General features: G+C 67.4%; 19 protein-coding genes. 10 read left to right on the top strand and 9 right to left on the bottom strand.

The features are described from left to right. Positions 1-299: 299 nt before the first annotated feature. From KMW22_RS03990 to KMW22_RS03975, 4 genes are read left to right on the top strand one after another with little or no spacing between them, the layout of a single operon-like run. Entirely contained in the window at positions 300-1994 is a 1695-nt protein-coding gene (locus tag KMW22_RS03990; protein WP_221088736.1) for a hypothetical protein, read from the top strand. Then, on the top strand, positions 1991-2449 hold the full coding sequence (locus tag KMW22_RS03985; protein ID WP_221088735.1) for a prepilin-type N-terminal cleavage/methylation domain-containing protein: 459 nt from the start codon (positions 1991-1993) through the stop codon (positions 2447-2449). Before KMW22_RS03990 ends, KMW22_RS03985 begins: the two co-directional genes overlap by 4 nt. Continuing rightward, positions 2446-2847: a prepilin-type N-terminal cleavage/methylation domain-containing protein gene (locus KMW22_RS03980; protein WP_221088734.1), complete on the top strand. Its 402-nt coding sequence runs from the start codon at positions 2446-2448 to the stop codon at positions 2845-2847. The genes KMW22_RS03985 and KMW22_RS03980 overlap by 4 nt, the downstream gene beginning before the upstream one ends. Beyond that, the gene (locus KMW22_RS03975; RefSeq protein ID WP_221088733.1) at positions 2844-3545 is read left to right on the top strand and encodes a PulJ/GspJ family protein; all 702 of its coding nucleotides are present in this window, start codon (positions 2844-2846) and stop codon (positions 3543-3545) included. The genes KMW22_RS03980 and KMW22_RS03975 overlap by 4 nt, the downstream gene beginning before the upstream one ends. 253 nt (positions 3546-3798) lie before the next feature. Here KMW22_RS03975 and KMW22_RS03970 read toward each other — a convergent pair whose 3' ends face one another. Further along, entirely contained in the window at positions 3799-4755 is a 957-nt protein-coding gene (locus KMW22_RS03970; RefSeq protein ID WP_221088732.1) for a hypothetical protein, read from the bottom strand. Positions 4756-5134: 379 nt separating this feature from the next. Between KMW22_RS03970 and KMW22_RS03965 the strand changes: the two genes are divergently transcribed. Next, the gene (locus tag KMW22_RS03965) at positions 5135-5974 is read left to right on the top strand and encodes a DUF1152 domain-containing protein (RefSeq protein WP_221088731.1); all 840 of its coding nucleotides are present in this window, start codon (positions 5135-5137) and stop codon (positions 5972-5974) included. A gap of 73 nt (positions 5975-6047) precedes the next feature. Here the strand turns inward: KMW22_RS03965 and KMW22_RS03960 are convergent, their stop codons facing one another. The 3 genes from KMW22_RS03960 to KMW22_RS03950 all read right to left on the bottom strand — a co-directional run bounded on the left by KMW22_RS03960 (position 6048) and on the right by KMW22_RS03950 (position 9465). Then, positions 6048-6389 (bottom strand): hypothetical protein, encoded by a 342-nt coding sequence (locus KMW22_RS03960; protein WP_221088730.1) that lies wholly within the window; start codon positions 6387-6389, stop codon positions 6048-6050. Between the two features lie 48 nt (positions 6390-6437). Beyond that, positions 6438-7646 carry an acyl-CoA dehydrogenase family protein gene (locus tag KMW22_RS03955; RefSeq protein ID WP_221088729.1) on the bottom strand — a complete coding sequence of 403 codons (1209 nt, stop codon included), beginning with the start codon at positions 7644-7646 and terminating at the stop codon, positions 6438-6440. Between the two features lie 154 nt (positions 7647-7800). After that, the gene (locus tag KMW22_RS03950; protein ID WP_221088728.1) at positions 7801-9465 is read right to left on the bottom strand and encodes an acyl-CoA carboxylase subunit beta; all 1665 of its coding nucleotides are present in this window, start codon (positions 9463-9465) and stop codon (positions 7801-7803) included. 69 nt (positions 9466-9534) lie between these two features. On the opposite strand from KMW22_RS03950, the gene KMW22_RS03945 reads away from it, so the two are divergent. Then, on the top strand, positions 9535-10893 hold the full coding sequence (locus KMW22_RS03945; RefSeq protein ID WP_221088727.1) for a cytochrome P450: 1359 nt from the start codon (positions 9535-9537) through the stop codon (positions 10891-10893). Here KMW22_RS03945 and KMW22_RS03940 read toward each other — a convergent pair. From KMW22_RS03940 to KMW22_RS03925, 4 genes are all read right to left on the bottom strand, one after another. Then, on the bottom strand, positions 10879-11778 hold the full coding sequence (locus KMW22_RS03940) for a hypothetical protein (protein ID WP_221088726.1): 900 nt from the start codon (positions 11776-11778) through the stop codon (positions 10879-10881). The genes KMW22_RS03945 and KMW22_RS03940 overlap by 15 nt on opposite strands. 276 nt (positions 11779-12054) lie before the next feature. Next, complete coding sequence (locus KMW22_RS03935; protein WP_221088725.1) at positions 12055-12684, bottom strand: CoA transferase subunit B; 630 nt, start codon at positions 12682-12684, stop codon at positions 12055-12057. A 78-nt stretch (positions 12685-12762) separates the two neighbouring features. Further along, positions 12763-13671 (bottom strand): ADP-ribose pyrophosphatase, encoded by a 909-nt coding sequence (locus tag KMW22_RS03930; RefSeq protein ID WP_328774589.1) that lies wholly within the window; start codon positions 13669-13671, stop codon positions 12763-12765. A gap of 20 nt (positions 13672-13691) precedes the next feature. Next, on the bottom strand, positions 13692-15086 hold the full coding sequence (locus KMW22_RS03925; protein WP_328774588.1) for an MFS transporter: 1395 nt from the start codon (positions 15084-15086) through the stop codon (positions 13692-13694). 55 nt (positions 15087-15141) lie between these two features. On the opposite strand from KMW22_RS03925, the gene nadE reads away from it, so the two are divergent. Continuing rightward, positions 15142-15987, top strand: a complete 846-nt coding sequence (gene nadE / locus KMW22_RS03920) for an ammonia-dependent NAD(+) synthetase (RefSeq protein ID WP_221088723.1) — start codon at positions 15142-15144, stop codon at positions 15985-15987. 76 nt (positions 15988-16063) lie between these two features. Here the strand turns inward: nadE and KMW22_RS03915 are convergent, their stop codons facing one another. Next, positions 16064-17380: a S41 family peptidase gene (locus tag KMW22_RS03915; RefSeq protein ID WP_221088722.1), complete on the bottom strand. Its 1317-nt coding sequence runs from the start codon at positions 17378-17380 to the stop codon at positions 16064-16066. A gap of 714 nt (positions 17381-18094) precedes the next feature. On the opposite strand from KMW22_RS03915, the gene ftsE reads away from it, so the two are divergent. From ftsE to KMW22_RS03900, 3 genes are all read left to right on the top strand, one after another. Next, positions 18095-18778 carry a cell division ATP-binding protein FtsE gene (ftsE, locus tag KMW22_RS03910; RefSeq protein WP_221088911.1) on the top strand — a complete coding sequence of 228 codons (684 nt, stop codon included), beginning with the start codon at positions 18095-18097 and terminating at the stop codon, positions 18776-18778. A gap of 115 nt (positions 18779-18893) precedes the next feature. Next, the gene (locus KMW22_RS03905; protein WP_221088721.1) at positions 18894-19757 is read left to right on the top strand and encodes a cell division protein FtsX; all 864 of its coding nucleotides are present in this window, start codon (positions 18894-18896) and stop codon (positions 19755-19757) included. Continuing rightward, a complete protein-coding gene (locus tag KMW22_RS03900; RefSeq protein ID WP_221088720.1) occupies positions 19754-21229 on the top strand; it encodes a murein hydrolase activator EnvC family protein in 1476 nt (491 codons plus the stop codon). Before KMW22_RS03905 ends, KMW22_RS03900 begins: the two co-directional genes overlap by 4 nt. Positions 21230-21456: the final 227 nt, after the last annotated feature.

Raw genomic sequence — 21456 nt, 5'->3', positions numbered from 1 at the left:
CCATCTCCGAGATGCGCGTGCATAAGAGGGTCACCTACCACCAGACCCATTCAATGCTTCTGTTCAGATACAGCACCGAAAAATGGACCTCGTTCAAGCTGTTCCACACCTGCGGCCGGATTGCTCATGAACTTGTGACATTGGTCATACACTTGGGTGGTCGCCGTGCAAAATCCAACTGTGACAGTGCTTATTTATGACATATGGCACGAGGTCTACCCGATCTGGGGTACCTAATTTGGGGTAGGGACCTTTCTCTCATCCCCTTCAGAATGCAGGTGGAGGTCAAGCCTATGCCCATGTCCCATCGCCAGGATGGCGTTACCACAATCGTGATCGTGCTTTTCACAGGGGTCCTCCTTCTGGCGATGCTGGTCGGCAGCATGCAAATGACCCTTGGCAACCGCGTGAGCACCGCCAACGAGGCCCAAGCCTTCAACGTTGCGTTGGTCAGCGAATCTGGACAGAACGCGTTCGTCGCCCGTTCGCTCAGCATCGCCCCTTTCAATGCCGCGCCCACGTGCCTCACTTCTTGTGAGGCCTACTACACGAATGCCCTGAGAACTTGGCTCTCAAAGTCAACGTCTGGCTCGGAAAAGGTCGGCACTTTCGCGGTGGGGAATAACGGCAACGTTCAGCTCTCCGTGGCCGGCATCAGGATTGAGCCGGTCGCCGGAACCTCCCCGCAGGAATACCGCCTGGCCAGCGTTGACATCCGCTCCACAGGCACTTTGAATGGCAATACGGCGAGAATTGTCCAGACCTACTCGGCGCTGAAGACGAGCCTTCCCTTCCCCAACGTGCCCGGGGCAGTGACCTCCCGGCCCAGCGTGGCGCTGCAAGGGGGCGTTGAGATTGTTGGTGGCGCTTTGGGCGGGCGCAACGACGGGGTGTACCAAAGACTCCTCAAAGTCACCCGGGACAACCAGACAAATGGAGCTCTCAGCGCGACCGACAACATCACTGTGGATGTGACGGGTGGCTCTCAGGCCCGGTCCCGGCAGCTGCCGGAAGGCTCCTACGTTCGACTGCCTGTCGGCACGGGCACCGGGACTTTCCAGGTGACGACCAACTACGGCACGTCGCTTGACCTGCGTCCGGTCAATTTCTCTGGCCTGACGGGCACGCTTCTGCCCCCCCTGGACAGTGGACAGCTTGACCTGGATTTCGTGACCAACGGGGTGGAGTCCTATACCTCGAACTCTATGGTGGTGCGCGCGCTGGAAACTTTTATCCCAGGTGACACCCTCAGCGTCACCGTCGGCACTACGACCTATACAGCCACCGTGAACAGCGCGGTCAAGACGGGCAACAGTCAGAATCTCTCGATCTCCTGGAATGGAACGGCGCCTCCCCTGGCTGGAAGCACAGGCGGCATTCGTGAAGGCAGCGCCGTCACCAAGACGACCAACGCTGTGGTCACGGCAGGAACCTTCAGCAACTCCAACAACGCTTCTGTTACGGGCAGGACCCTTCAAGGGCGGGGAGATCTCATTCCTTCGGCCCTCAATGACGCCTTGTTCCTCAAGACATTCAACATGACGCCTAGCGATATGAAGGCCATGTCCAAGGTTGAATTCGACCAATCCTTCGACGGCACCGCAGAAGGGATGCACTGGATTATGGGCCAGGGCGGAACGAGTGGCGAGTCCATCAACCTCAACAGCGAGAAGTTGACAGGCAAAGGCATCATCATCGTTGACGGCGACCTGACCATCAACCAGAACGGTGCGCCTCAGTGTGGCCTTTCCGGAATCCTCTATGTGCGCGGGAATGTCAGAATTCAGGGTGGCCTTGAGCTCTGCGGGGCCCTGGTCGTGGAGGGCAGCATCCTTGACTCCAGCGGCGCTGTGATCGGGCTGGACAATGATGCCTCGTTCTTCGCCGGTAATGGTCGCAAGGTGACCTACAGCATGGACGCGTTGATGGACGCCGTCGGCAGCTCAGGGCCGTATGACTTTACGAGCCAAGTGGGCTACTGGAGACAGCGGTGAAGCACCAGGGATTCACACTCATTGAGGTGCTGATCGTGATCGCGATCATCGCCATTCTGAGTGCGCTGGCCCTGCCCAGCTACCTCCGGTGGCTGGCCCAGGCGGAAACTCAATCTGCCGCTGTGTTCCTGGCACAACAGCTTCAGAATGCCCGTACGCAGGCCAAGCGCGGGACCGCGCAAAGGGTCAGCACCACGGCTGGCAGCAGCCTGGTCACGCTCACGCCCGTTCAGCGCGTGGGTGGCGCCTGGACGGCAACGGGCACAGGGGCCCGGACCAGCACACTTGAGGGCGCCACCGCCCAGACCACCAGCGCCCTGGTGTTCCTGCCGCCGTACGGCAACGTCGAGATTGATGCGGTGCCTCAGGCCATTGCTGTCCAGTCCACACGCCGGACCAGCGTCACGCGGTCTGTTCGTGTCATCAGCTTGATGGGGAAGGTGGTGGTGCAGTGAACAACAAAGGGTTTACCGTGATTGAAGTTCTGGTGGCGCTGGCGATTTTCGTGTTGATGATGTCTGTTCTGCTGACCATGCTGCCCAGCCTGGCCCAGACCAACACAGCAGCGCGGGATCAGCAGCGCGTGACGCTGGCCGCGAGGTCATATTTCGAGGCTGTTCGGTCTGCCATGGCGGTCAACTTCAACGCCGACCCCAGAGCCATTGCCGTGCCAAACACTGGCGATGGTCTCAGCTGCCCAACGAAGACCGTGCAGACCACGCTGCAATACACGGCGGTCAGCCCGACAGGGAGTGCGTCCACAACGGATGTTCTTAAGCGCGTCAGTTTGGGCTGCACCCTCAATAACCGCGACTATTCGTTCGTGCTTGATATCACCCAGGCCAATCTATGAAGCAGAGCGGCTTCACCCTCATCGAGGTTTTGATCGCCCTGGCCATCTTCGGCATTCTGATTGTTCTGGTGCTCAATCTGCAGACGAGTGTCATTGGATTTACCGATGCTCAGAACAATGCAGCGCTGAGGCTTCAGGGGCTGAATGAGGTCGGTGGGTATCTGGGGGACCGGGTGAAGACGGCCCAAGCTGTTCGTGACGGCATCACGGTGGACGGCGAAGTCTGCCAGATGTCTGCTGCGGCGCCGTGCCTGGCGGTGGTCCTGCCAACCCTTAACCCTGATTGCGGTACGGACGTACCGGTCAACTGGACCTTACACGCGTTCCGCTACGTGGCACGCAGCGCCATTCCTGCCGCCGAAAAAACGCCAGCACCGGGCCTGGACACGGCCTCGGCAGGGGCTTACGGCCTGAAGGAGACACAGGTGCCCCTGACGGATCCAGCTGTGCCCACCACCTGCACGGCTGTCGCGCCGCCCTCAAATACCGCGTCATACATGGGGACAGCCAGAAGTGGGTACGTCACGGACAACCTCACGCTCGTAGCGGGTCAGAACGCCTTTTCCTACGCAACCACAGGCGGCAAGAATCTGGTCACTCTGCGCCTGCGGACCGTGAGCAGCAGCCGCAATGGCCTGGTCTATACCCCAGTGTCCGGCTCCTACGAGCTCCAGGTCTACGCCCGGAACGTCAAGTAAGGCCCACTGGTGCTCGGCCGCAGGGGTCACGGGGGCGGCCCTCCGTCATCGACAGGGAGGAACCAGCTTTTCCCCACACCACGTCAGAAATTTTTAGAGACCTATTGGCGACGGGCAGGCTCAACATTCAGTCTGGGCGACCAATGAACACGCCGTTCACCTCCTCCCAAAAGGGAAGGAAGTGAGCGGTCAGCGTTCCACACAGTCTTTTCGTGGCGACCCATTCACTCGTAAACACTGTCCGTAGCCCTACTCAGTACAGGTCTTCCACCTTTTCCACCGTGATCTGCACGTCGGCGCTTTCATCGTTGCGGTCACCCGGTAGGGTCCATGAGGTGGGGCCCTGGGGTTTGTCCTGCACGGCTTTGAGCAGGTCGAATTTGGCACCGGGGTGCTGCCACAGCAGATCGGTCTTTGAGAGTGAATCGCGGTCCACGATCCGGCCCGCCACCGACAGGAACCGGGCGTCGGCGTTGGCGAACGGAATGTCCACAATGATCGTTTCGCCGGCAAACTGCGTGCCCTTGCCTGCCGAGTTGTTGTACAGGTTCAGTTCGCCCGTGTTGTAGCGGATGGGGCCGTACAGCTCCACCGTGTTGTCGGCAAAGCCGTCGTCGGCGTTGGTGACCACAAGGCGGCTGCTGACCCGCACGCGGACGCCAGTGGGTTTGGGGGGCTGAGCAGGCTGCACTGGTTTGGCGGTCTGCGCGGCGGGCGGGGGCCAGATGCCCTTGTTTAGCGTGAGGGTCATGGTGCGGAAGCTACCCAGATTTGTCCCGGTGGCCACCAGCACCTCGCCGGCCGGGGTGAACTTCACGGGCGCGGGGGGCCGCCCCAGAAAATTCTTGCCGTCCAGCTTCAGGCCCACCAGGGCGCTGCCGTCCGGGTTCAGGGTCAGGCTCACAGTGGCCCCAGTGTTCAGGAAGGGCTTGCCGGTGTTCCACAGCACCGGAAACTCACCGGTCAATTGTGGCGCGCCCGCCGCGCCGCCCAGGTCCAAAGGCCCGCTGCCGTAGGCGACCACGGTGCGGTCGGCCGTCTGGGCGGGCAGGGCCGACACCAGGGTCACGGTGGCGTAGACCACCGCGCGCGTGTCCTTGGCTACGGTGCCGGTACGGGCATAGTTCAAGGCGTCCGAGACAAAGGGAATGGACTGGGCCAGGGCGCTGCCAGAGAGCAGCAGGGCGGCGCTGAGCAGAACTCGGTTCATAGGGCACCTCCGGGGAAGCCGCAGCTTCATGGGCCAGAGGATGCCAGGGCCAGTGTTGCGCGGGCGTTGCAGGGCCGGGAATGGTCACGCAACGCCGCCGCGCCGGTCTGGGAGAATGGAGGCATGCTCAGCGCGGTGCAGCCCCCCTTTTTCAAAGCGCTGGCGTCCAGTCGGCGCATCCTGATCGCGGGCATGGGCGGCGGCTTTGATGTGTTCTGTGGCCTACCGCTGTACTTTGCCCTGACAGCGGTCTTCCGTGCCGCCCAGGGGAGGAAAGCACCCCCCTCAACTCCACTCCAACCGCTGTCCGTCGCGGTCACTCGCTCCGCTCGCCCCAGATGACCTGAAGGTGGACCCTTCAGGTCATCTGGCTACCGCTATGAGAGCCGAGGGCAAGGCCGTGTTTCTAGCCAATTACTCGTTTACCAGCCTGCCGTATGTTCCCCGGCCGCCTCTGGCGCAGGCGGTGTTTGAAGTGACCCCGGACCTGCTGGTCACGCCGGGCGATTATTTCCCGGAATACTGGCTCAGCCGCTGGCTGCGCACCCAGGGCGAGCCGGACACCGTCTACGCCTTTCGCAAGGTGGGCGCCGCGCCCCTGAAGACCGCCTATGAAGCGCTGGTCCGGCACCTGCAGGTGGACACCGTACTACTGGTGGACGGCGGCACCGATTCCCTGATGCGCGGCGACGAGGTGGACCTGGGCACCCCCCACGAGGACGCCACCAGCCTGGTGGCCGTGAACGAACTGGGCGGCGTCCAGAAACTGCTGGCCTGCCTGGGCTTCGGCATAGACCGTTTTCACGGGGTCTGCCACGCGCACTATCTGGAGGCCGCAGCGGAACTTACGCGGGCAGGCGCCTACCTGGGGGCCTTCAGCCTGACGCCGGACATGCCGGCCGTCCGCAAATACCGCGACGCCTGCGAGGCCGTCTTTCAGATGATGCCCCGGTATACCAGCATCGTGAACAGCAGCATTCTCAGCGCGGTGGACGGGCAGTACGGTGACCACCACGTCACCAGTCGCACGCAGGGCAGCGAACTGTGGATCAACCCCCTGATGGGCCTGTACTGGACCTTTGAACTGGGCGCGGTGGCCCGGCGGCTGCAGTATTACGACGCCATGCGCGCCACCCAGACCCTGACTGACGTGGGCCGGGTCATTGAGTCTCACCGGGACTCGGTTCAGATCCGGCCCCGCGTGACGATTCCGGTGTGAACAAGTCCAGCGTGACGTTCCAGAGCCGCTCCTCGTGAAGGGACAGCAGGGCGCCGGACGGGCTCTACCAGAGCTAACTTTCCCCTTCTTCCACCATCAGATCGAGTGGAATGCCTTCAGCGTGGCACCAATGCAGCAAGCGGTCTCTGTCCTGCACCCAATCAAACCCGCACCAGTTGATGAGGTCGGACGGCTCGTGGGCCACAGTCAGTTCGAGGCTACGCAACTCGCCGCTCAGAAACCAGAACACGAGATTCCCCTGCATGAGGTAACAGCTGTGCTTGCCCACCCGACAGGCATCAAAAGGGAGTCGAAAGCGTTCCAGCACACGCTCCATCCGGTCATCGGGGCGCAAAGGCAGTTTGTTCCTAGCCAACAGCAACGTTCGGAGAGAAATGGTCTTGAGGCGCGGCACCATCCCAGGATGGCCGCCGCGCCTCAGGCTAAAAATCGGTCTGTTGGCTTATTCCGCGAAACGCTTGAGGACGTCGCGGCTGATCACCAGACGCTGCACTTCGTCGGTGCCCTCGCCAATGCGGGTCAGGCGGTTGTCGCGCCAGAAGCGCTCGACGGGGTATTCCTTGATGTAGCCGTAGCCGCCCAGCATCTGAATGGCCTCGTCGCAGGCTTCCACGCCCACCGTGGTGGCGTACAGCTTGGCGCGGGCCACGGGCACGGTGAAGTTCATGCCGGCGTCTTTCAGGTCGGCGGCCTTGCGGATCAGCAGGCGGGCGGCTTCCAGCTTGGTGTCCATGTCGGCCAGGCGGAAGGCGAGATTCTGGTTATGGGCAATGGGCTTGCCGAACTGCTCACGGCCCATGGTGTAGCGCGCGGCGTACTCGTAGGCGGCGCGGCCCAGGCCCAGGCCCATCGCCGCAATGCCCACGCGGCCACCGTCCAGCACCTTCATCACGTCCTTGAAGGCGTTGCCGCGCTCACCCAGCAGGGCGTCGGCGGGCAGGTGAATGTCCTCGAAGATGAGCTGCGCGGTGTCGCTGCTGCGCAGACCCAGTTTGTCTTCCTTGCGGCCGATGGAGAAGCCCTGCACCTCATCGCGGTTGAACACGAAGGCCGAGATGCCATCGTTCTTGCCCTTGCCGGGGCGGGCGGCGTCGGTGCGGGCCAGCACCACGTAGGTGCCGCCTACGCTGCCCTGGGTGATGAAGTTCTTGGAGCCGTTCAGAATCCAGCTGCCGTCGGGCTGCTCGACCGCGCGCGACTGCATGCCGCCGCTGTCGCTGCCACTGCCAGGCTCGGTCAGGCCCCAGGCGCCCAGCTTCTTGGCGCTGGCGAGGTCGGGCAGGAACTTGGCCTTCTGCGCCTCGGTGCCGCCAATCAGGATGTGGCCCTGGCACAGGCTGTTGTGCGAGGCGACGGTGAGGCACAGGCTGCCGTCCACCGCCGCAATCTCCTCGATGATCATGGCAAAGGTGGCGGTGTCCAGACCGGCCCCGCCGTATTCCTCGGGGGTCTGGGCACCCATGATGCCCATCTCGCCCAGTTCGCGCACGATTTCGAAGGGGAATTCGCTCGTCTGGTCACGCTCGGCGGCGCCAGGCTCCACCTTGTTTTTCAGGAAAGCCTTCAGCGCGCTGATGATGGTGCGCTGGTCGTCGTTGAGGGGGGCGGTGTTGGGGTTGGCGGCGTCGGGGCGGGACAGGGTGCTGGTCATGGGAGGCTCCTTTGGGAGGCTAAGGGTCGAAGAGTCTAAGGGTCTAAGGCGATGGGGCAGACAAGTCAGAGGCGAGCCATGCAGAGGGGGCAAGGGTCTGGGTCTTTTCTGAGACCCTTCGACCTTTTGACCCTTAGACAGGCGCGCCAGCGCCCTACACCTGAAACACGCCCACCCGGAACTCGTCCTGCTCGGGGTTCTGGGCGCAGGCCTCCAGGGCGCGGATCAGGCGGTCACGGGTGCCGTTGGGCGGAATGATCTCGTCCACCCACAGCCGGGCAGCGGCGTAGCGGGGGTCCAGTTCGGTGTCGTACTTGGCTTTCACCTCGTCGTACAGGCGCTGCAGTTCCTCGTCGTCGGGCTGGTGCCCCGCGCGCTTCAGGGCGGCCAGCTGAATATCCAGCAGGGTCTTGGCCGCCGCGTTGCCGCTCATGACCGCGTACTTGGCGCTGGGCCACGCGAACAGGAAGCGGGGCGCGTAGGCCTTGCCATTCATGGCGTAGTTGCCGGCCCCAAAGCTGCCGCCCGTGATGATGGTGATTTTGGGGACCACGGAGTTGCTCACGGCATTCACCAGCTTGGCACCTCGGCGGATAATCCCTTCCTGCTCGCTGTCGCGGCCCACCATAAAGCCGGTCACGTCGGACAGGAACACCAGCGGCACCCCGGCCTGATTGGCGTCCATGATGAAGCGCGCGGCCTTGTCCGCCGAGTCGCCGTAGATCACGCCGCCCACCTCAATGCGGGTGCGTAGCCCCGGCTCGCCGCCGCTCTTGAGCTTCTTCTTGATCACTGTGCGCTGGTTCGCCACGAACGCCACCGGGTAGCCGCCAGCACGGGCAAAGCCGCACACCAACGTCTCGCCGTAGTCGGGTTTGAATTCGTGGAACTCGCCGCCGTCCACCAGGGCGGTGATCAGGTCGCGCACGTCGTAGGTCTTGCCCCCGTCAAAGCCTACGAGGTCGGTCAGGTCACGGTCGGGGGCGGGCACGGTCGCCTTGCGGCGCCTCGCAAAGGGGGCCACCTCGCCCTGCGCGTACAGGTCCGCCAGGGCGCGAATGCGCTTCAGGGCCGCCTCATCATCGGGTTCCTTGTAATCCACAGTGCCGGCAATCGAGGCGTGCATACTGGCGCCGCCCAGATCCTCGCTGTCCACGACCTGCCCAATGGCGGCCTTCACCAGCGCGGGCCCGGCGAGGTACAGCCCGGAGCCCTCGGTCATGATCAGGGTGTCGCACATGACGGGCAGATACGCCCCGCCCGCCACGCAGTTGCCCATGATGGCGGCAATCTGGGGAATGCCCCGGGCGCTCATGCGGGCGTTCAGGTAGAACACGCGCCCGAAGTCGTCCTGATCGGGGAAAATCTCGTCCTGCATGGGCAGGTAGACGCCTGCGCTGTCCACCAGATACACGACGGGCAGGTGGTTTTCCAGGGCGATGGTCTGCGCGCGGATCACCTTTTTGGCCGTGATGGGAAAGAAGGCGCCGGCCTTTACGGTGGCGTCATTGGCGACGATCATCCAGGGGCGCCCGGCGATGGTGCCAATCCCGGTCACAGTGCCGCCCGAGGGGCAGCCGCCCACGTCCTCGTACATGCCGTGGCCGGCAAACGTCATCAGTTCGTCGAAGGGCGTACCCTCGTCCACCAGCCGCGCAATGCGCTCGCGGGCGGTCAGGCGGTTCTTGTCATGCTGGCGCTGCTGGGCCTTGGGGCCGCCGCCCGCGCGCACCCGCGCCTGATCGGCAGCGAGGCGGGCCAGGGCGTCAGGCCAGGGGGCGGGGGGCGCGGCGGGCGCGCTGGGGTCGGTCTGCGTCATCTGTGGTCATAGTCTAACAAACGCCCGTTAGGAGAAGTGGGGGCTGGGCAACAGGCGTCATACTGGGGCATGACCCTTCCTGCTGGCTGGCCTCCTGGCCCGCCCCCGCGTGGGCCCCTGGCCCCCTGGCTGGGCCACGTGCCCGAACTGCGCCGCGACGCCCTGGGGTTTTTGCGCCACAGCCGCGCGGCCTACGGCGACCTGTTCCGCATTCGCATAGGCCCGCGCGACGTGCTGGTGGTGGCCTCGCCAGAAGCCGCGCGCGAGGTACTGGTGGATAAGGCCGCTTTCTTTCGCAAGGGGCGCGGCATTCAGAAGATGCAGCCGTTCCTGGGCACTGGGCTGCTGACCGCCGAGGGCGAAACGTGGCGCACCCACCGCCGCCTGATGCAGCCTGCCTTCCACCGCGCGGCGCTGGAGGGCATGGCGGATGACATCGTGGCGTCCACCTCTCCCCTACTGGACCGGCTGCAGGCGGCGGCCCGCAGCGGCGAGCCCTTGGACGTGGGGCGCGAGATGCTGCACGTGACCCTGCGCGCCGTGGCCACGGTGCTGTTTGGCACTGCCATGGCCGACGAGGATCTGGCGGTGGTGGAGCGCGAACTGCCTCCGCTGCTCTCCCGCACTGCCGACCGGGTGCGGTCCCCCGTGGACTGGCGCCTGCCCACGCCCGGGGAGCGCCGGGCCCAGGCGGCGGGGGCGGCGCTGGACCAGATCGTGCACCGCATCATCGCGGCGCGGCGGGCAGCGGGGCCCGGTGGCCACGACCTGCTGGGGCAACTGCTCGCCGCGCGCGACGAAGGCGGCGCCGGCCTGAGCGACGCCGAGCTGCGCGATGAGGTGATGACCCTGTTCCTGGCCGGACACGAGACGACCGCCACCCTGCTCACGTTCCTGTTCCTGACGCTGGCCCGCCACCCGGAGGTGCGCGCGCAGGTGCAGGCCGAGGTGCGCGCAGGGTTGGGCCAGGGCGCCCCGGGCGCTGCGCAGGTGCGGGCCCTGCCGCTGCTGCAGGCCTGCATTCAGGAGACGCTGCGCCTGTACCCGCCCGCGTGGCTGCTGCCCCGGCAGGCCACCGGGCCAGTGACGGTGGGCGGCGTCCCACTGGACGAGGGCGCGCACGTGAGCGTGAATGTCTTTCTGGTGCAGCGCTGCAGCCGCCACTGGCCGGAGCCGGGCGCCTTTCGCCCACAGCGCTGGCTGGGCCTGACCCGCACCCCCGACGCCTTTCTGCCCTTTGGCGCCGGCGCCCGGATGTGCATTGGCAACCACCTCGCCCTGCTGGAAAGCGCGCTGATCGCTGCCCTGGTGTTGCGTGACTTCTCGCTGGAGGTGCCCGGCGGCGGACCACAGGGGCTGGCGGCGGGGCTGACCCTCAAGCCGGACGGGGCAGTGCTGGCGCGGGTCAGCGTGCTACCGGGTACCTGAAGACGGCGGCAACGCCTGTTCTAACGCTGGGGGCAGCTCTGGCAATTCTGGAAAGACCACCCAGCCGGGCCAGTGGTACGGACGGTGGACGCGCAGGGCGCTATAAGGCGGACCGGCCGGCTGCCAGGGGGTGAGCCTGCGGTGCCCGCCGGGGGTAAAGACCGCCGCGTAGGCCCGCATGCCGGGGCGCACCCGTTCGGTCAGGTGAACCACCAGCAGCGGCGCGCTGGCGCGCAGGCTCAGCGGGCGGGGCCGGCCCTGGTGGTCCTGGAAACAGCGGGCGACGCTGGCGCGCACGCCGTCCACCACGAAATCGGCCGGCAGTTCGGCGCGGCCGGGGATCAGCGTGGGCCTTCTGGCCCGGAAGGTCTGGTCGGCGCTGGCCCCAGAAAAGCCGCTGTCCGCGTGCAGAAAGGAGTCGCCCTGCAGACCCCGGCAGTCCACCCGCACCGCTGGGGCGAAGGCAAAGAGCAGTGCTCCGCCCAGCAGCATGAACGGCGCCGCCGGGCTGGCCTGCAGTGGCGGGGAGCCCTGGGCCAGCCGGCGCGCCAGAGCGCCCAACAGCCACAGCAGGACCGCACCCGGTCCCAGAAGCACCAGCGCCCCGCCCAGGCCGATAGGCAGGGGATTGTTGGGCGAGGTGGTCATGCCCAGCAGCAGCAGGCCGCCGCCCAGCAGCCACAGCATGCCGGCGGCCAGTAGCAGCAGGGCCAGCAGGCGCAGAAAGCCGGCCACGCCCCGGGCGCCGCCCACCCCGGCGGCCAGCCCCAGGGCCGCCCCCAGTACGGCGGCCAGGACGACCCCACCCGGCAGGCCAAACAGGAACCAGCCCAGCCCGTAGCCCAGGGGCAGGGCCAGGACGGTCAGCAGGGGGGCGCGGCGCATCTGCCGCAGCATAGGAGGGGCGGCGACACTGCGCGTGCAGGATTGACCACTCGGCCAGGGAGGCGCGGCGCCAGGGCGACCCATTGCCAGAGCGGCCCAGGAGGCAGTTCTCCCGCGCGTTGGTCATCTAGATGGGGTCTTTTTCGACCCTCTGCCTTGCAGGACCTCCGAGCGCGACGCCGCAGGGGCAAGGGCACGGCCCAGGCTCTTTCCCCTTCCCCCTCAACAGCAACCAGAGGCCCCCCGGAGGCGCCCCTGGTCAGCCCTCCTGGGTGCTTACGCGTGGACGGGCGCGCCGGTCTTGGCCTGCAGTTCCTCCAGGGTCACGCCGGGGGCCAGTTCCACCAGTTGCAGGCCCGCAGGGGTTACGTCCAGCACGCCCAGATCGGTGATAATCCGGTCCACCACACCCTTGCCGGTCAGGGGGAGGGTGCATTCGGGCAGGATCTTGTGGGCGTCCCCCTTGGCGGTGTGTTCCATCAGCACCACCACGCGCTGCACGCCCGCCACAAGGTCCATGGCGCCGCCCATGCCCTTGACCATCTTGCCGGGAATCATCCAGTTGGCAAGGTCGCCCTGTTCGCTCACCTGCATGGCCCCCAGAATGGCGAGGTTCACGTGCCCGCCCCGGATCATGGCAAAGGAGTCGGCGCTGGAAAAGAAGCTGGCGCCGGGCAGGGCGGTGACCGTCTGCTTGCCCGCGTTGATCAGGTCGGGGTCCACCTCGGCTTCGGTGGGAAAGGGGCCAATGCCCAGCAGGCCGTTTTCGCTCTGCAGCATCACCGATACCCCTTCGGGGATATGGTTGGCCACCAGCGTGGGCAGGCCAATGCCCAGGTTCACGTAGTAGCCGTCACTTAGTTCGCGCGCGGCGCGGGCCGCCATCTCGTCTCGGGTCCAGGGCATAGGGGCCTCCTTGGGGCGCAGGGTGTGGGGTGGAAATCCGCTGGCAGCTTGCGGCGCGGCGGCGGGGGGTGTCAAGCGTCAGCGGCCGGGCCCAGGCGTGCGCAGCCGCGCCAGGATCACCGCGTGGTCCTCAAAGAAGGCGCGCGGGCGCCGCAGGGCGCTGTCCAGCAAGACGGGCCGGGTGCCGGGAAGCGGCGCCGAGACCGGCACCACATGGGCCACCGCCGGCCACCCCAGAGAGCGGGCCGGATGATCGAAGACAGCGGCCGATACGGGGGGCGGGGCACCCGGGGGCAGCACCTCCACCGGCAGCGCCAGCAGCCCCGCGCCGATGGGCCCCGGGCGCCGCCCCAGCCAGACCCGCGCGGTCTGGCCTGGCCCGGCATGGTCCACAAACAGTCGCAGCACCTCGTGCCGGGGCCCGGACCCGCGCCCGGCTTCCTGCTCTGTCTGCACCGCCTGGAATTCGGCCTGCAGGTGGGCGAACGCTGGTGTGGCCCGGAACGCCTGCAGGAAGGCGGCCACCGGGGGCGGGGTCCAGGCCGGGAAGGCTTCATCCCCAAACAGGGCGGCGCGCAGGGCCGTGGCGTTCAGGTCGCCCTGGGCAGCCACCGGATTCAGTTCCCACTCGGGAAACCAGCGCAAGTAGGCGCTGCTGGCGTCCTTCTCAAAGCCGGTGAGCACCACCCTGGTGGACCCGGTGCGCTGGGCCAGGCCCTCCACCTCGGCGCGCACCCGTGCGGCCCAGCGCACAGCGTTGAAGTCATCGGGCAGCGGGCGCAGGTGCAGCCCGGTCAGGGGCACCCCCTGGGCGGCCAGGGCGCGGCGGATCAGACGGGCACGTTCGGCGGCGCTCCAGGGGTTCTTAACGCTGCGGGCCAGATTGGCGCTGCCCAGCAGCACCAGCAGCTGGCCGTGCCCGGCCAGGGCCGCGCGCATGGTGTGCAGGTGCGCGGCGTGCGGCGGCTGAAAGCGCCCGATGTACACCGCCAGCGTCCGGGCCGCGTTCAGTGCCGCTCTCCGTCGGGCAGGGGACGGCCGCGCGTCTCGATGCCAATGCCCCACACGCACCCGGCCGAGATGATGAAGGCGGCGGCAAACACGCTCAGGGCCTGCCCCAGGTTGCCGCTGAGCAGCGCCCCGGCCGCCAGCGGCGAGAGCACGCTGGCCAGTCGCCCAAACGCACTGATCAGGCCCATGCCCCCGGCGCGCAGCGGGGTGGGAAACAGTTCAGGCGTGTAGGCGTACAGCGCCCCCCAGCCCCCCAGCAGCGAGCACGACAGCAGCGCGGAGGTGAGCAGCGCCGCCACGCTGGAGTCCCCAGCCACCAGAAACAGGTAAGCCCCGGCCGCGCTGGCCAGCATAAACGCCACCAGGGTCACGCGCCGCCCGGCCCACTCGATCAGCAGCGAGGCCAGCAGGTAGCCGGGAATCTGGGCAATGGCCAGGATCATGGCGGTGCGGTAGGTTTCGCCCAGATCCACGCCCTGGGTGCGCAGGTAGGCCGGCAGCCACGAAAAAATGCCGTAGTAGCCCAGACTCATGCCAAACCACGCGCCTGCCAGCAGGAAGGTGCGGTCACGCCACGCGGGGCCCAGCAGGTGCCGGTGGCGGGCGGCGACCGCGCCGGGGGGTGGGGGACTCAGGGGCGCCTCTGGCAGGGGGCGGCGGTTCACACGGGCCACCACCGCCAGGGCCGCGCGGGCGTCGTCCAGGCGGCCCTGCACCTGCAGCCAGTAAGGCGAATCTGGCACGCCGGCGCGCACCAGCAGGCCCACCACCCCCGGCAGAGCGGCCAGGGCCAGCAGCCAGCGCCAGCCCGCTTCCGGGGGCAGCAGCACGCTCAGGCCGTAGGCCAGCGCCGCCAGCGCCAGGGTGCCCACCGCCCAGAAGCTTTCCAGCAGCACCAGAAACCGCCCGCGCCGCGCGGGGGGCAGAAACTCTGACAGCAGCGAGTAATCCACCGGCATGGTGCCGCCCACCGCAAAGCCGGTGAGCACCCGCGCAATGAACAGCACCTCCACATTGGGCGACAGCGCGCCCAGACAGCCAAAGACCACGCCCAGCACGGTGGTGGTCAGAAACACCGGGCGGCGGCCCAGGCGGTCGGCCAGCAGGCCCCAGAACGGCGCGCCCAGCAGCATCCCGATAAAGGTCGCCATGAGAAGCGGTGTGGGACTGCCCTGCAGGCCAAAGTGCGCGGTGATGCCGGGCAGGGCAAAGCCCATCACCAGCACCTCCATGGCCGCCGCCGCGAAGGTGAGTCCGCAGATCAGGAGCAGCCGCACCTGAAAGCGGCCGGTGCCCAGGGCGCTCAGGGCGTCATCTACGCGCACGGTGCCGGGCGGGGGCGCGGGCGCGGCGTGCGCCGGCAGGCGAAGACGGGTGGGCCGGTCGTTCACGCCTCCCAGTGTAGGCGCCCCAGGGACTGGAACAACGCCATGCCATACTGCGCCCGTGGTCAGTTTGAGGGACAGGATTCGGCGCGAACTGGGGGTGCAGCCCAGCATTGACCCGGCCGCCGAGGTCGAGCGCCGGGTGGCGTTTCTGTGCGCGTACCTGCGGGCTTCGGGCACCCGGGGCTTTGTGCTGGGCATCAGCGGGGGGCAGGACAGCACCCTGACCGGGCGCCTGTGCCAGCTGGCCGCCGAGCGGCTGCGCGCCGGGGGCGAGGCCGCCCAGTTCGTGGCGGTGCGCCAGCCCTACGGCGTGCAGGCCGACGAGGCCGACGCCGCGCGGGCCCTGGCGTTTATTCAGCCCGACCGCACCGTGACCGTGAACATTCAGGCGGCCAGCGACGCGGCGGCGCAGGCGGCGGGCGAGGCGCTGGGCACGCCGCTGCGCGACTTCGTGCGCGGCAACGTGAAAGCCCGGCTGCGCATGGTCACCCAGTACGCGCTGGCCGGGCAGGAGGGGCTGCTGGTGGTGGGCACCGACCACGCCGCCGAGGCCCTGACCGGCTTTTTTACCAAGTACGGCGACGGCGGCGTGGACGTGACCCCGCTGAGCGGCCTGAGCAAACGCCAGGGCGCGGCGCTGCTGGCCGAGCTGGGCGCCCCGCCCGAAACGTGGCAGAAGGTGCCCACCGCCGACCTGGAAGACGACCGCCCCGGCCTGCCCGATGAGGTGGCCCTGGGCGTGACCTACGCGCAGATTGACGATTATCTGGAAGGCCAGCCGGTGCCGTTCGAGGTGGCCGCGCGACTGGAAGGGCTGTACCGCGCCACCCGCCATAAGCGCGCCCAACCGGTGTCGCCGTTCGACGACTGGTGGCAGGCGAAGGAGCGCCCAGAGAAGGCGTAGGAACGGAGGCGCAGCAACGCCGAGCCTGAAGCACAAAAGAGCGGCCCCTCCCGGAGCCGCCCTTTCCAACTTGCCCTTACTTCAGCAGGTCCACGGCCTTTTTCAGAATGGCGTCGGTCTGCAGGTCCACGGTGGCCTCGCCCTGCTGGGCGCTGCGGCTGGGGCGCTTGATCTCGCCGGTGTAGGTGAACTTGCCGTCCTTGTCGGCGGTCACGGTCACTGGCTTGCCCTCGATGGTCAGGGTGATCTTCTCGCCGGGCTTCACGCCGCCGCCGGTGAAGTTCACAGGGGTGGTAAAGCGGGTGTCCTTGACCAGCACGTCGGGGGTCACGCCCTTCTTGTGAATCTGGCGGCCCTTGGGGGTCAGCCACTCGCTGTTCACGATGGCCGCCTTGCCGCCGTCGGGCAGGGTCACGGGAATCTGCGCCACGCCCTTACCGAAGGTCTGCTCGCCCACGATGGTCGCGCGGCCGGTGTCCTGCAGGGCGCCGGAGACCACCTCGCTGGCGCTGGCGCTGTTCTTGTTGACCAGCACCACCAGTTTGCCGGTGTAGTCGCTGGCCTGGCGCCGGGCCGTGCCGAAGACCTCGGTGGCCTTGGAACGGTCGCGCAGGCTCACGATGGGGCCGCTCTGCATGAACTGGTCGGCCACGTCCACGCCAGCGTTCAGCAGGCCGCCGCCGTTGTCGCGCAGGTCCAGAATCAGGCCCTTGACGTTCTTCTTCTTCATGTCGGCCACGGCCGCGCGGAACTGCTCGGTCACCTTCTCGTTGTAGAAGGTGTTCAGGGCGATGTAGCCAATGTTGCCGGGCAGCACGGTGGATTCCACGCTCACGATGGTCACGGGCTGGCGCTCCATCTTGACGGTGTAGGGCTTGCCGTCGCGGGCGAAGGTCACGGTGACGGTGGTGCCGCGCTCGCCGCGCACCAGGCGCACGATCTCGTTCAGCTTGGCGTTCGTGACGTCCTTGTCGCCAATTTTCAGGAACTGGTCGCCAATCTGCACGCCCGCACCCGACGCCGCGCCGCCCTTGTACACGTTGTCAATCTTGCCGCCCGTGCCGTCGGCGTTGGCCGCCACCAGCTGCACGCCAATGCCGAAGAACTCGCCCTGCAGGTTGGCGGCGTCAATGGCGTTGTCCTCGGGCTCGCTGTAGTACGTGAATTCGTCGTTCAGGCTGCCCAGCGCGCCGGTGATCGCGCCGCGCAGCACCTTTTCCTGGTCCACCGGGTACAGGTACAGGCGGTTGAGGTCGTTCAGGACCTGCAGAAAGGTGCGCCCCTCGGGGGTGCTGCTGAGGTTCGCCTGGGAGTACCCGCCCAGTTGCGCGTAGGCGACGGCGGCGGTCGCGCCCAGCGCGGCCAGGGTAACGGTCAGACGTTTGGCGTTCACGGTGTGCAGGATAGTGCTTGAGGATGAGATCAAAGGGGGCGGCTGTTACAGGGGGGGTGGTTTGTGTTTAGCCTGCGTGTGGCCCCACCCCCCCAGCCCCCCTCCCCCAGAGGGGCAGGGGGGAGCGGCGCTGCGCTGGGCAAGAGTTTCTACTGGCGTTGGATGGATTGCTCCATTCGTTGACGTGTCCGGCTTCGACGCCATCCGCTGGTAACGCGCAATGGCCCGCGCCCTTCGGGCACGACGGCCTCGTCTGGACCTGGGCGGTACGGGGGCAAGGGAACTTGGTGTGGCCCAGAGGGTTCTACTTTGAACAACACAACAGCCAAAGGCCAAAGCTGCCCTTCAAAAGTAGAACCTCGTGCCCTAAGCGTCCCTACCCTTCACTCCTACGGGGCAAGCAACGGAAGCCGTCGTGCGCGAAGCGCGCGGGCGTGAGGCGATGGGCGAAGGCGGACCACGGCGTACAACGCGGGGCGAAGGAAGGCTGCCCTAAATCGTTAGTCAACGTTTGCCGAGCGCAGCGGAAAACTCCCCCCTGCCCCTCCGGGGTAGGGGGGCTGGGGGGGTGGGGCAACGCGGGCAAACGAACTCGCCCAAACAGAAAGCCCCCCTCACCCTTTCACCGCCCCCACCACCATCCAGGCTATGCTGGGCCGCGAGCATGACCAACCGCACCGCCTTGCCGCTGCGCCTCTCCTTGCGGGGTGCGGCGTGATTGATTTCAAGAATGTGTCGCTGGAATACCCAGTGACCCGCACCCTGGCCCTGGACGACGTGTCGCTGCACGTGGGCAAGGGCGAATTCGTGTACCTGGTGGGCCATTCGGGGGCTGGAAAGAGCAGCTTCATGAGTCTGGTGCTTAAGCGCGCGCTGCCCAGCCGGGGCGAGGTCAAGGTGGCGGGCGAGCCGCTGGCGCGCTACCGGGGCCGGCGCACCGCCCTGCTGCGCCGCCGCATGGGCACCGTGTTTCAGGACAACCTGCTGCTGCCGCACCTGAACGCCTACGACAATGTGGCCTTTGCCCTGCGCGTGACCGGCGTGCCGGGGCGCGAGTGGCCGCAGCGGGTGGCGGGCGCGCTGCGCACCGTGGGCCTGGAGCACAAGAAATACGCCCTGCCCGTGCAGCTCTCGCAGGGCGAGCAGCAGCGCGTGGCCATTGCCCGCGCCATCGTGGGCAACCCGCCCCTGCTGCTGGCCGACGAGCCCACCGGCAACCTCGACCCCGACAACAGCCGTGAGGTACTCAAGGTGCTGCAAAACGTGAACCTGCGCGGCACCACGGTGATTGTCGCCACCCACGCCCGCGACCTCGTGGAAACCTTCCGCCACCGCACCCTGACCCTGCGCAAGGGCAAACTGGTGCGCGATGATCCGTATGGGGGGTATGCGCTGTGAGGGCGGCGAAGGCCGCTGTGCGGCCTGTTGATGGGAAAGGGTTGATCGTTGATGGTGTGGCGCTCCTCTCCGTCAACCGTCAACCCTCAACCACCGTCCTGGCCGGAGGCCAGCCATGAGTTACCACTTCCGCCAGGCCCTGCTTGCCATGCGGGGCAATGTCACGGCCACGCTGGCGACGCTGGTCACCATGACGCTGACCCTGCTGATGCTGGGGTTCGTGCTGCTGCTCACGCTGAACGTGAACCGCACGCTCTCACAGCTGGAATCGCAGGTGGAGGTGGCGGCCTTCCTGACGCCGGGCGCCCAGGACAATGTGCTGCTGGCCCAGGTCCGGCAGCTGCCCCAGGTGCGTGAGGCCACCCTGGTCACCAGTGAGCAGGTGCTGCAGGAAATGACCCAGGACTCGCCCTACACCCGCGACGCCGTGGCGCTGGTGGGCAACCCCTTCCCCGACACGCTGCGGCTGCGGGTGGGCCGCGTGGAGGATTCGCGGGTGGTGGCGCAGGCGGTATCGCAGCTGCCCGGCGTAGAGGACGTGGAATACGGCGCCGACTACGTGGACCCCACGGTGCGCACCCTGACCGCCGTGCGCGGGGCCGGCTACGTGCTGGTGGGCCTGCTGTTCCTGGGCACCCTGTTCAACATCCTGAACGCCGTGCGGGTGGCGATGTACGCCCGGCGCGATGAGATCAGCGTGATGCGGCTGCTGGGGGCCACGCGGGGCTTTATCCGCATGCCGCACGTCATTGAAGGGCTGCTGGTGGGCACGCTGGCCGCCGCGCTGGCGGTGTCCCTGCTCACCCCGGCGTATCTGGCGCTGGCGGGGCGGGTGCAGCAGCTGGCCCCGGTCTTTCCGGTGGCGCGCGACCTGGACACCCTGCTGCCGCTGCTGGGCGGCGTGGCGGTGCTGGGCATTCTGACGGGGCTGCTGGGCAGTCTGTTCGCCACGCGGCGCTATCTGCGGGAGCTGGAATGACACGGAGCAGGCGTGCGACGGCGCTGCTGGCTGTGGCCCTGCTGGCGGGGGTGCCGCAGGCCGGACTGGCGCAGACCACCAGCGAGCGGCTGCAGAGTCTGCAGCGCGAACTGCAGCAGCAGCGTGAACTGAACGCCCAGAAGGTGGCGCAGATCGAGCAGGCGCGGCGGGCGATTGCCAGCCTCAGCGCGCAGCAGCGCCAGACGCTGGGCCGCCTGGACGACCTGACCCGGCGCGCCGGGCAGCTGGAAAACGAACTGGCCACCGCCACCGCCCGCGTGACCCTGGCCGAGCGGGCCCTGGCCGACACCGGCAGCCAGCTCAAAGTGACCCAGGCGCGCGTGACGCGGCTGCAGGGCGACGTGCGCGAGATTCTGCGGCTGCAGTACCGGGACCGCTCCGGGCGCTACCTGCAGCTACTCTCGCAGTCGCGCAGCCTGTCGGACCTCCTGATTCGGCTGCAGTACGCCAACCGCGCGGGCGAGTACAACACCCGCGTCATCCGCACCCTGGAGGGCGAGGTCAAGGTGCTGGCACAGCAGCGCGCCCTGCAAACCCAGCAGGCGCAGGAGTTGCGCACCCTGCAGGCCCAGCGGCAGGGCAAGCTGCGGGCCCTGCAGGCCCAGCGCGCCGAGCAGAACACCCTACTGGCACAGTTGCGTACCAGCGAGCAGGGGCAGCGCACGCTGGCCGCCCAGCGGCAGGCCGAGCAGGCCCTGGCCGCGCGCACCATTGACCAGCTGGTGGGGCAGGTGCAGGCCGAGCAGGCCCGCCTGGAAGCCGAGCGCCAGCGCCGCCTGGAAGAGGAGCGCCGTCGCCGCGAAGCCGAAGCGCGGCGCATCCGCGAAGCGCAGGAACGGGCCCGGCAGGAAGCCGAGCGCCTGGCCCGTATCCGCGCCGAGCAGGAGCGGGTGGCCCGCGAGCGGCAGGCTGCCGCCGCCCGTGCCCAGGCCAGCCGCGCAGCGGCCGAGCGCGCCGCCGCCCAGCAGGCGCAGCAGCGTCTCTCGCAGCAGCGCCAGCGTGAAGCGCAGCTGCAGCAGGAGCAGGCGGCCCTGCAACAGCGCCAGCAGCAGGTGGAACAGGCGCAGCAGCAGGCCGAGGTGCAATTGGCCCCCCTCCCTGCGCAGTCGGGCCCACTGGGCTTTCCGCTGCCGGGCGGGCGGGTCAGCGCGCCGTACGGCACGGGCGGGTCGCCGTGGGTGGTGCTGTCCGGCGCCACCCAGGTGGTGGCAGCCCAGGACGGCAATGTGCTGGCGGCGGCGTTCTACGGCTCAACCGGCGGGATCGTGCTGCTGGACCACGGCTCGCTGGTCTCGGCCTACCTGGGCCTGCGCGAACTGTCGGTGCATGTGGGGGACCGGGTGCGGCGCGGCGCCCCGCTGGGCACGGTGGGCGGCAGCTCCGTGCTGGGCCCGGACAGCATGGCTTTTCAGCTGCGCCGGGGCCAGGACGTGCTGCCTCCTCCGTTCTAAGTGCCTCGCCCCTTCCATTCCAACGTTTCAGAAAAACGCAGAAACGTTTCCATTCCCGGTGCGAGGCACTTTTTTCGCTTCTCGCTCCGCTCGGTTGATCTCAAGATCAACAGCGAGATACTTAACGCACCCTTGCCGTTCTACAGCGCATTTGCTACCCTTCTTCGGTGCGCACCCCGGTTGGCTGCTGACGGGCGCATGACCCCCGTGATCCTAGCGGGCGCTGT

The organism is Deinococcus aquaedulcis, assembly GCF_019693445.1.
GTDB lineage: Bacteria > Deinococcota > Deinococci > Deinococcales > Deinococcaceae > Deinococcus > Deinococcus aquaedulcis.
The sequence above is the reverse complement of the archived record's forward strand: the minus strand, read 5'-3'. Positions and strand labels throughout refer to the sequence as shown.

Bases quoted from the DNA above. Each gene is read 5' to 3' on its own strand.
- KMW22_RS03990 (WP_221088736.1), top strand. From the start codon at position 300: ATGTCCCATCGCCAGGATGGCGTTACCACAATCGTGATCGTGCTTTTC.
- KMW22_RS03975 (WP_221088733.1), top strand. From the start codon at position 2,844: ATGAAGCAGAGCGGCTTCACCCTCATCGAGGTTTTGATCGCCCTGGCC.
- KMW22_RS03970 (WP_221088732.1), bottom strand. From the start codon at position 4,755: ATGAACCGAGTTCTGCTCAGCGCCGCCCTGCTGCTCTCTGGCAGCGCC.
- KMW22_RS03965 (WP_221088731.1), top strand. From the start codon at position 5,135: ATGAGAGCCGAGGGCAAGGCCGTGTTTCTAGCCAATTACTCGTTTACC.
- KMW22_RS03955 (WP_221088729.1), bottom strand. From the start codon at position 7,646: ATGACCAGCACCCTGTCCCGCCCCGACGCCGCCAACCCCAACACCGCC.
- KMW22_RS03950 (WP_221088728.1), bottom strand. From the start codon at position 9,465: ATGACGCAGACCGACCCCAGCGCGCCCGCCGCGCCCCCCGCCCCCTGG.
- KMW22_RS03945 (WP_221088727.1), top strand. From the start codon at position 9,535: ATGACCCTTCCTGCTGGCTGGCCTCCTGGCCCGCCCCCGCGTGGGCCC.
- KMW22_RS03940 (WP_221088726.1), bottom strand. From the start codon at position 11,778: ATGCGCCGCGCCCCCCTGCTGACCGTCCTGGCCCTGCCCCTGGGCTAC.
- KMW22_RS03935 (WP_221088725.1), bottom strand. From the start codon at position 12,684: ATGCCCTGGACCCGAGACGAGATGGCGGCCCGCGCCGCGCGCGAACTA.
- KMW22_RS03905 (WP_221088721.1), top strand. From the start codon at position 18,894: ATGAGTTACCACTTCCGCCAGGCCCTGCTTGCCATGCGGGGCAATGTC.
- KMW22_RS03900 (WP_221088720.1), top strand. From the start codon at position 19,754: ATGACACGGAGCAGGCGTGCGACGGCGCTGCTGGCTGTGGCCCTGCTG.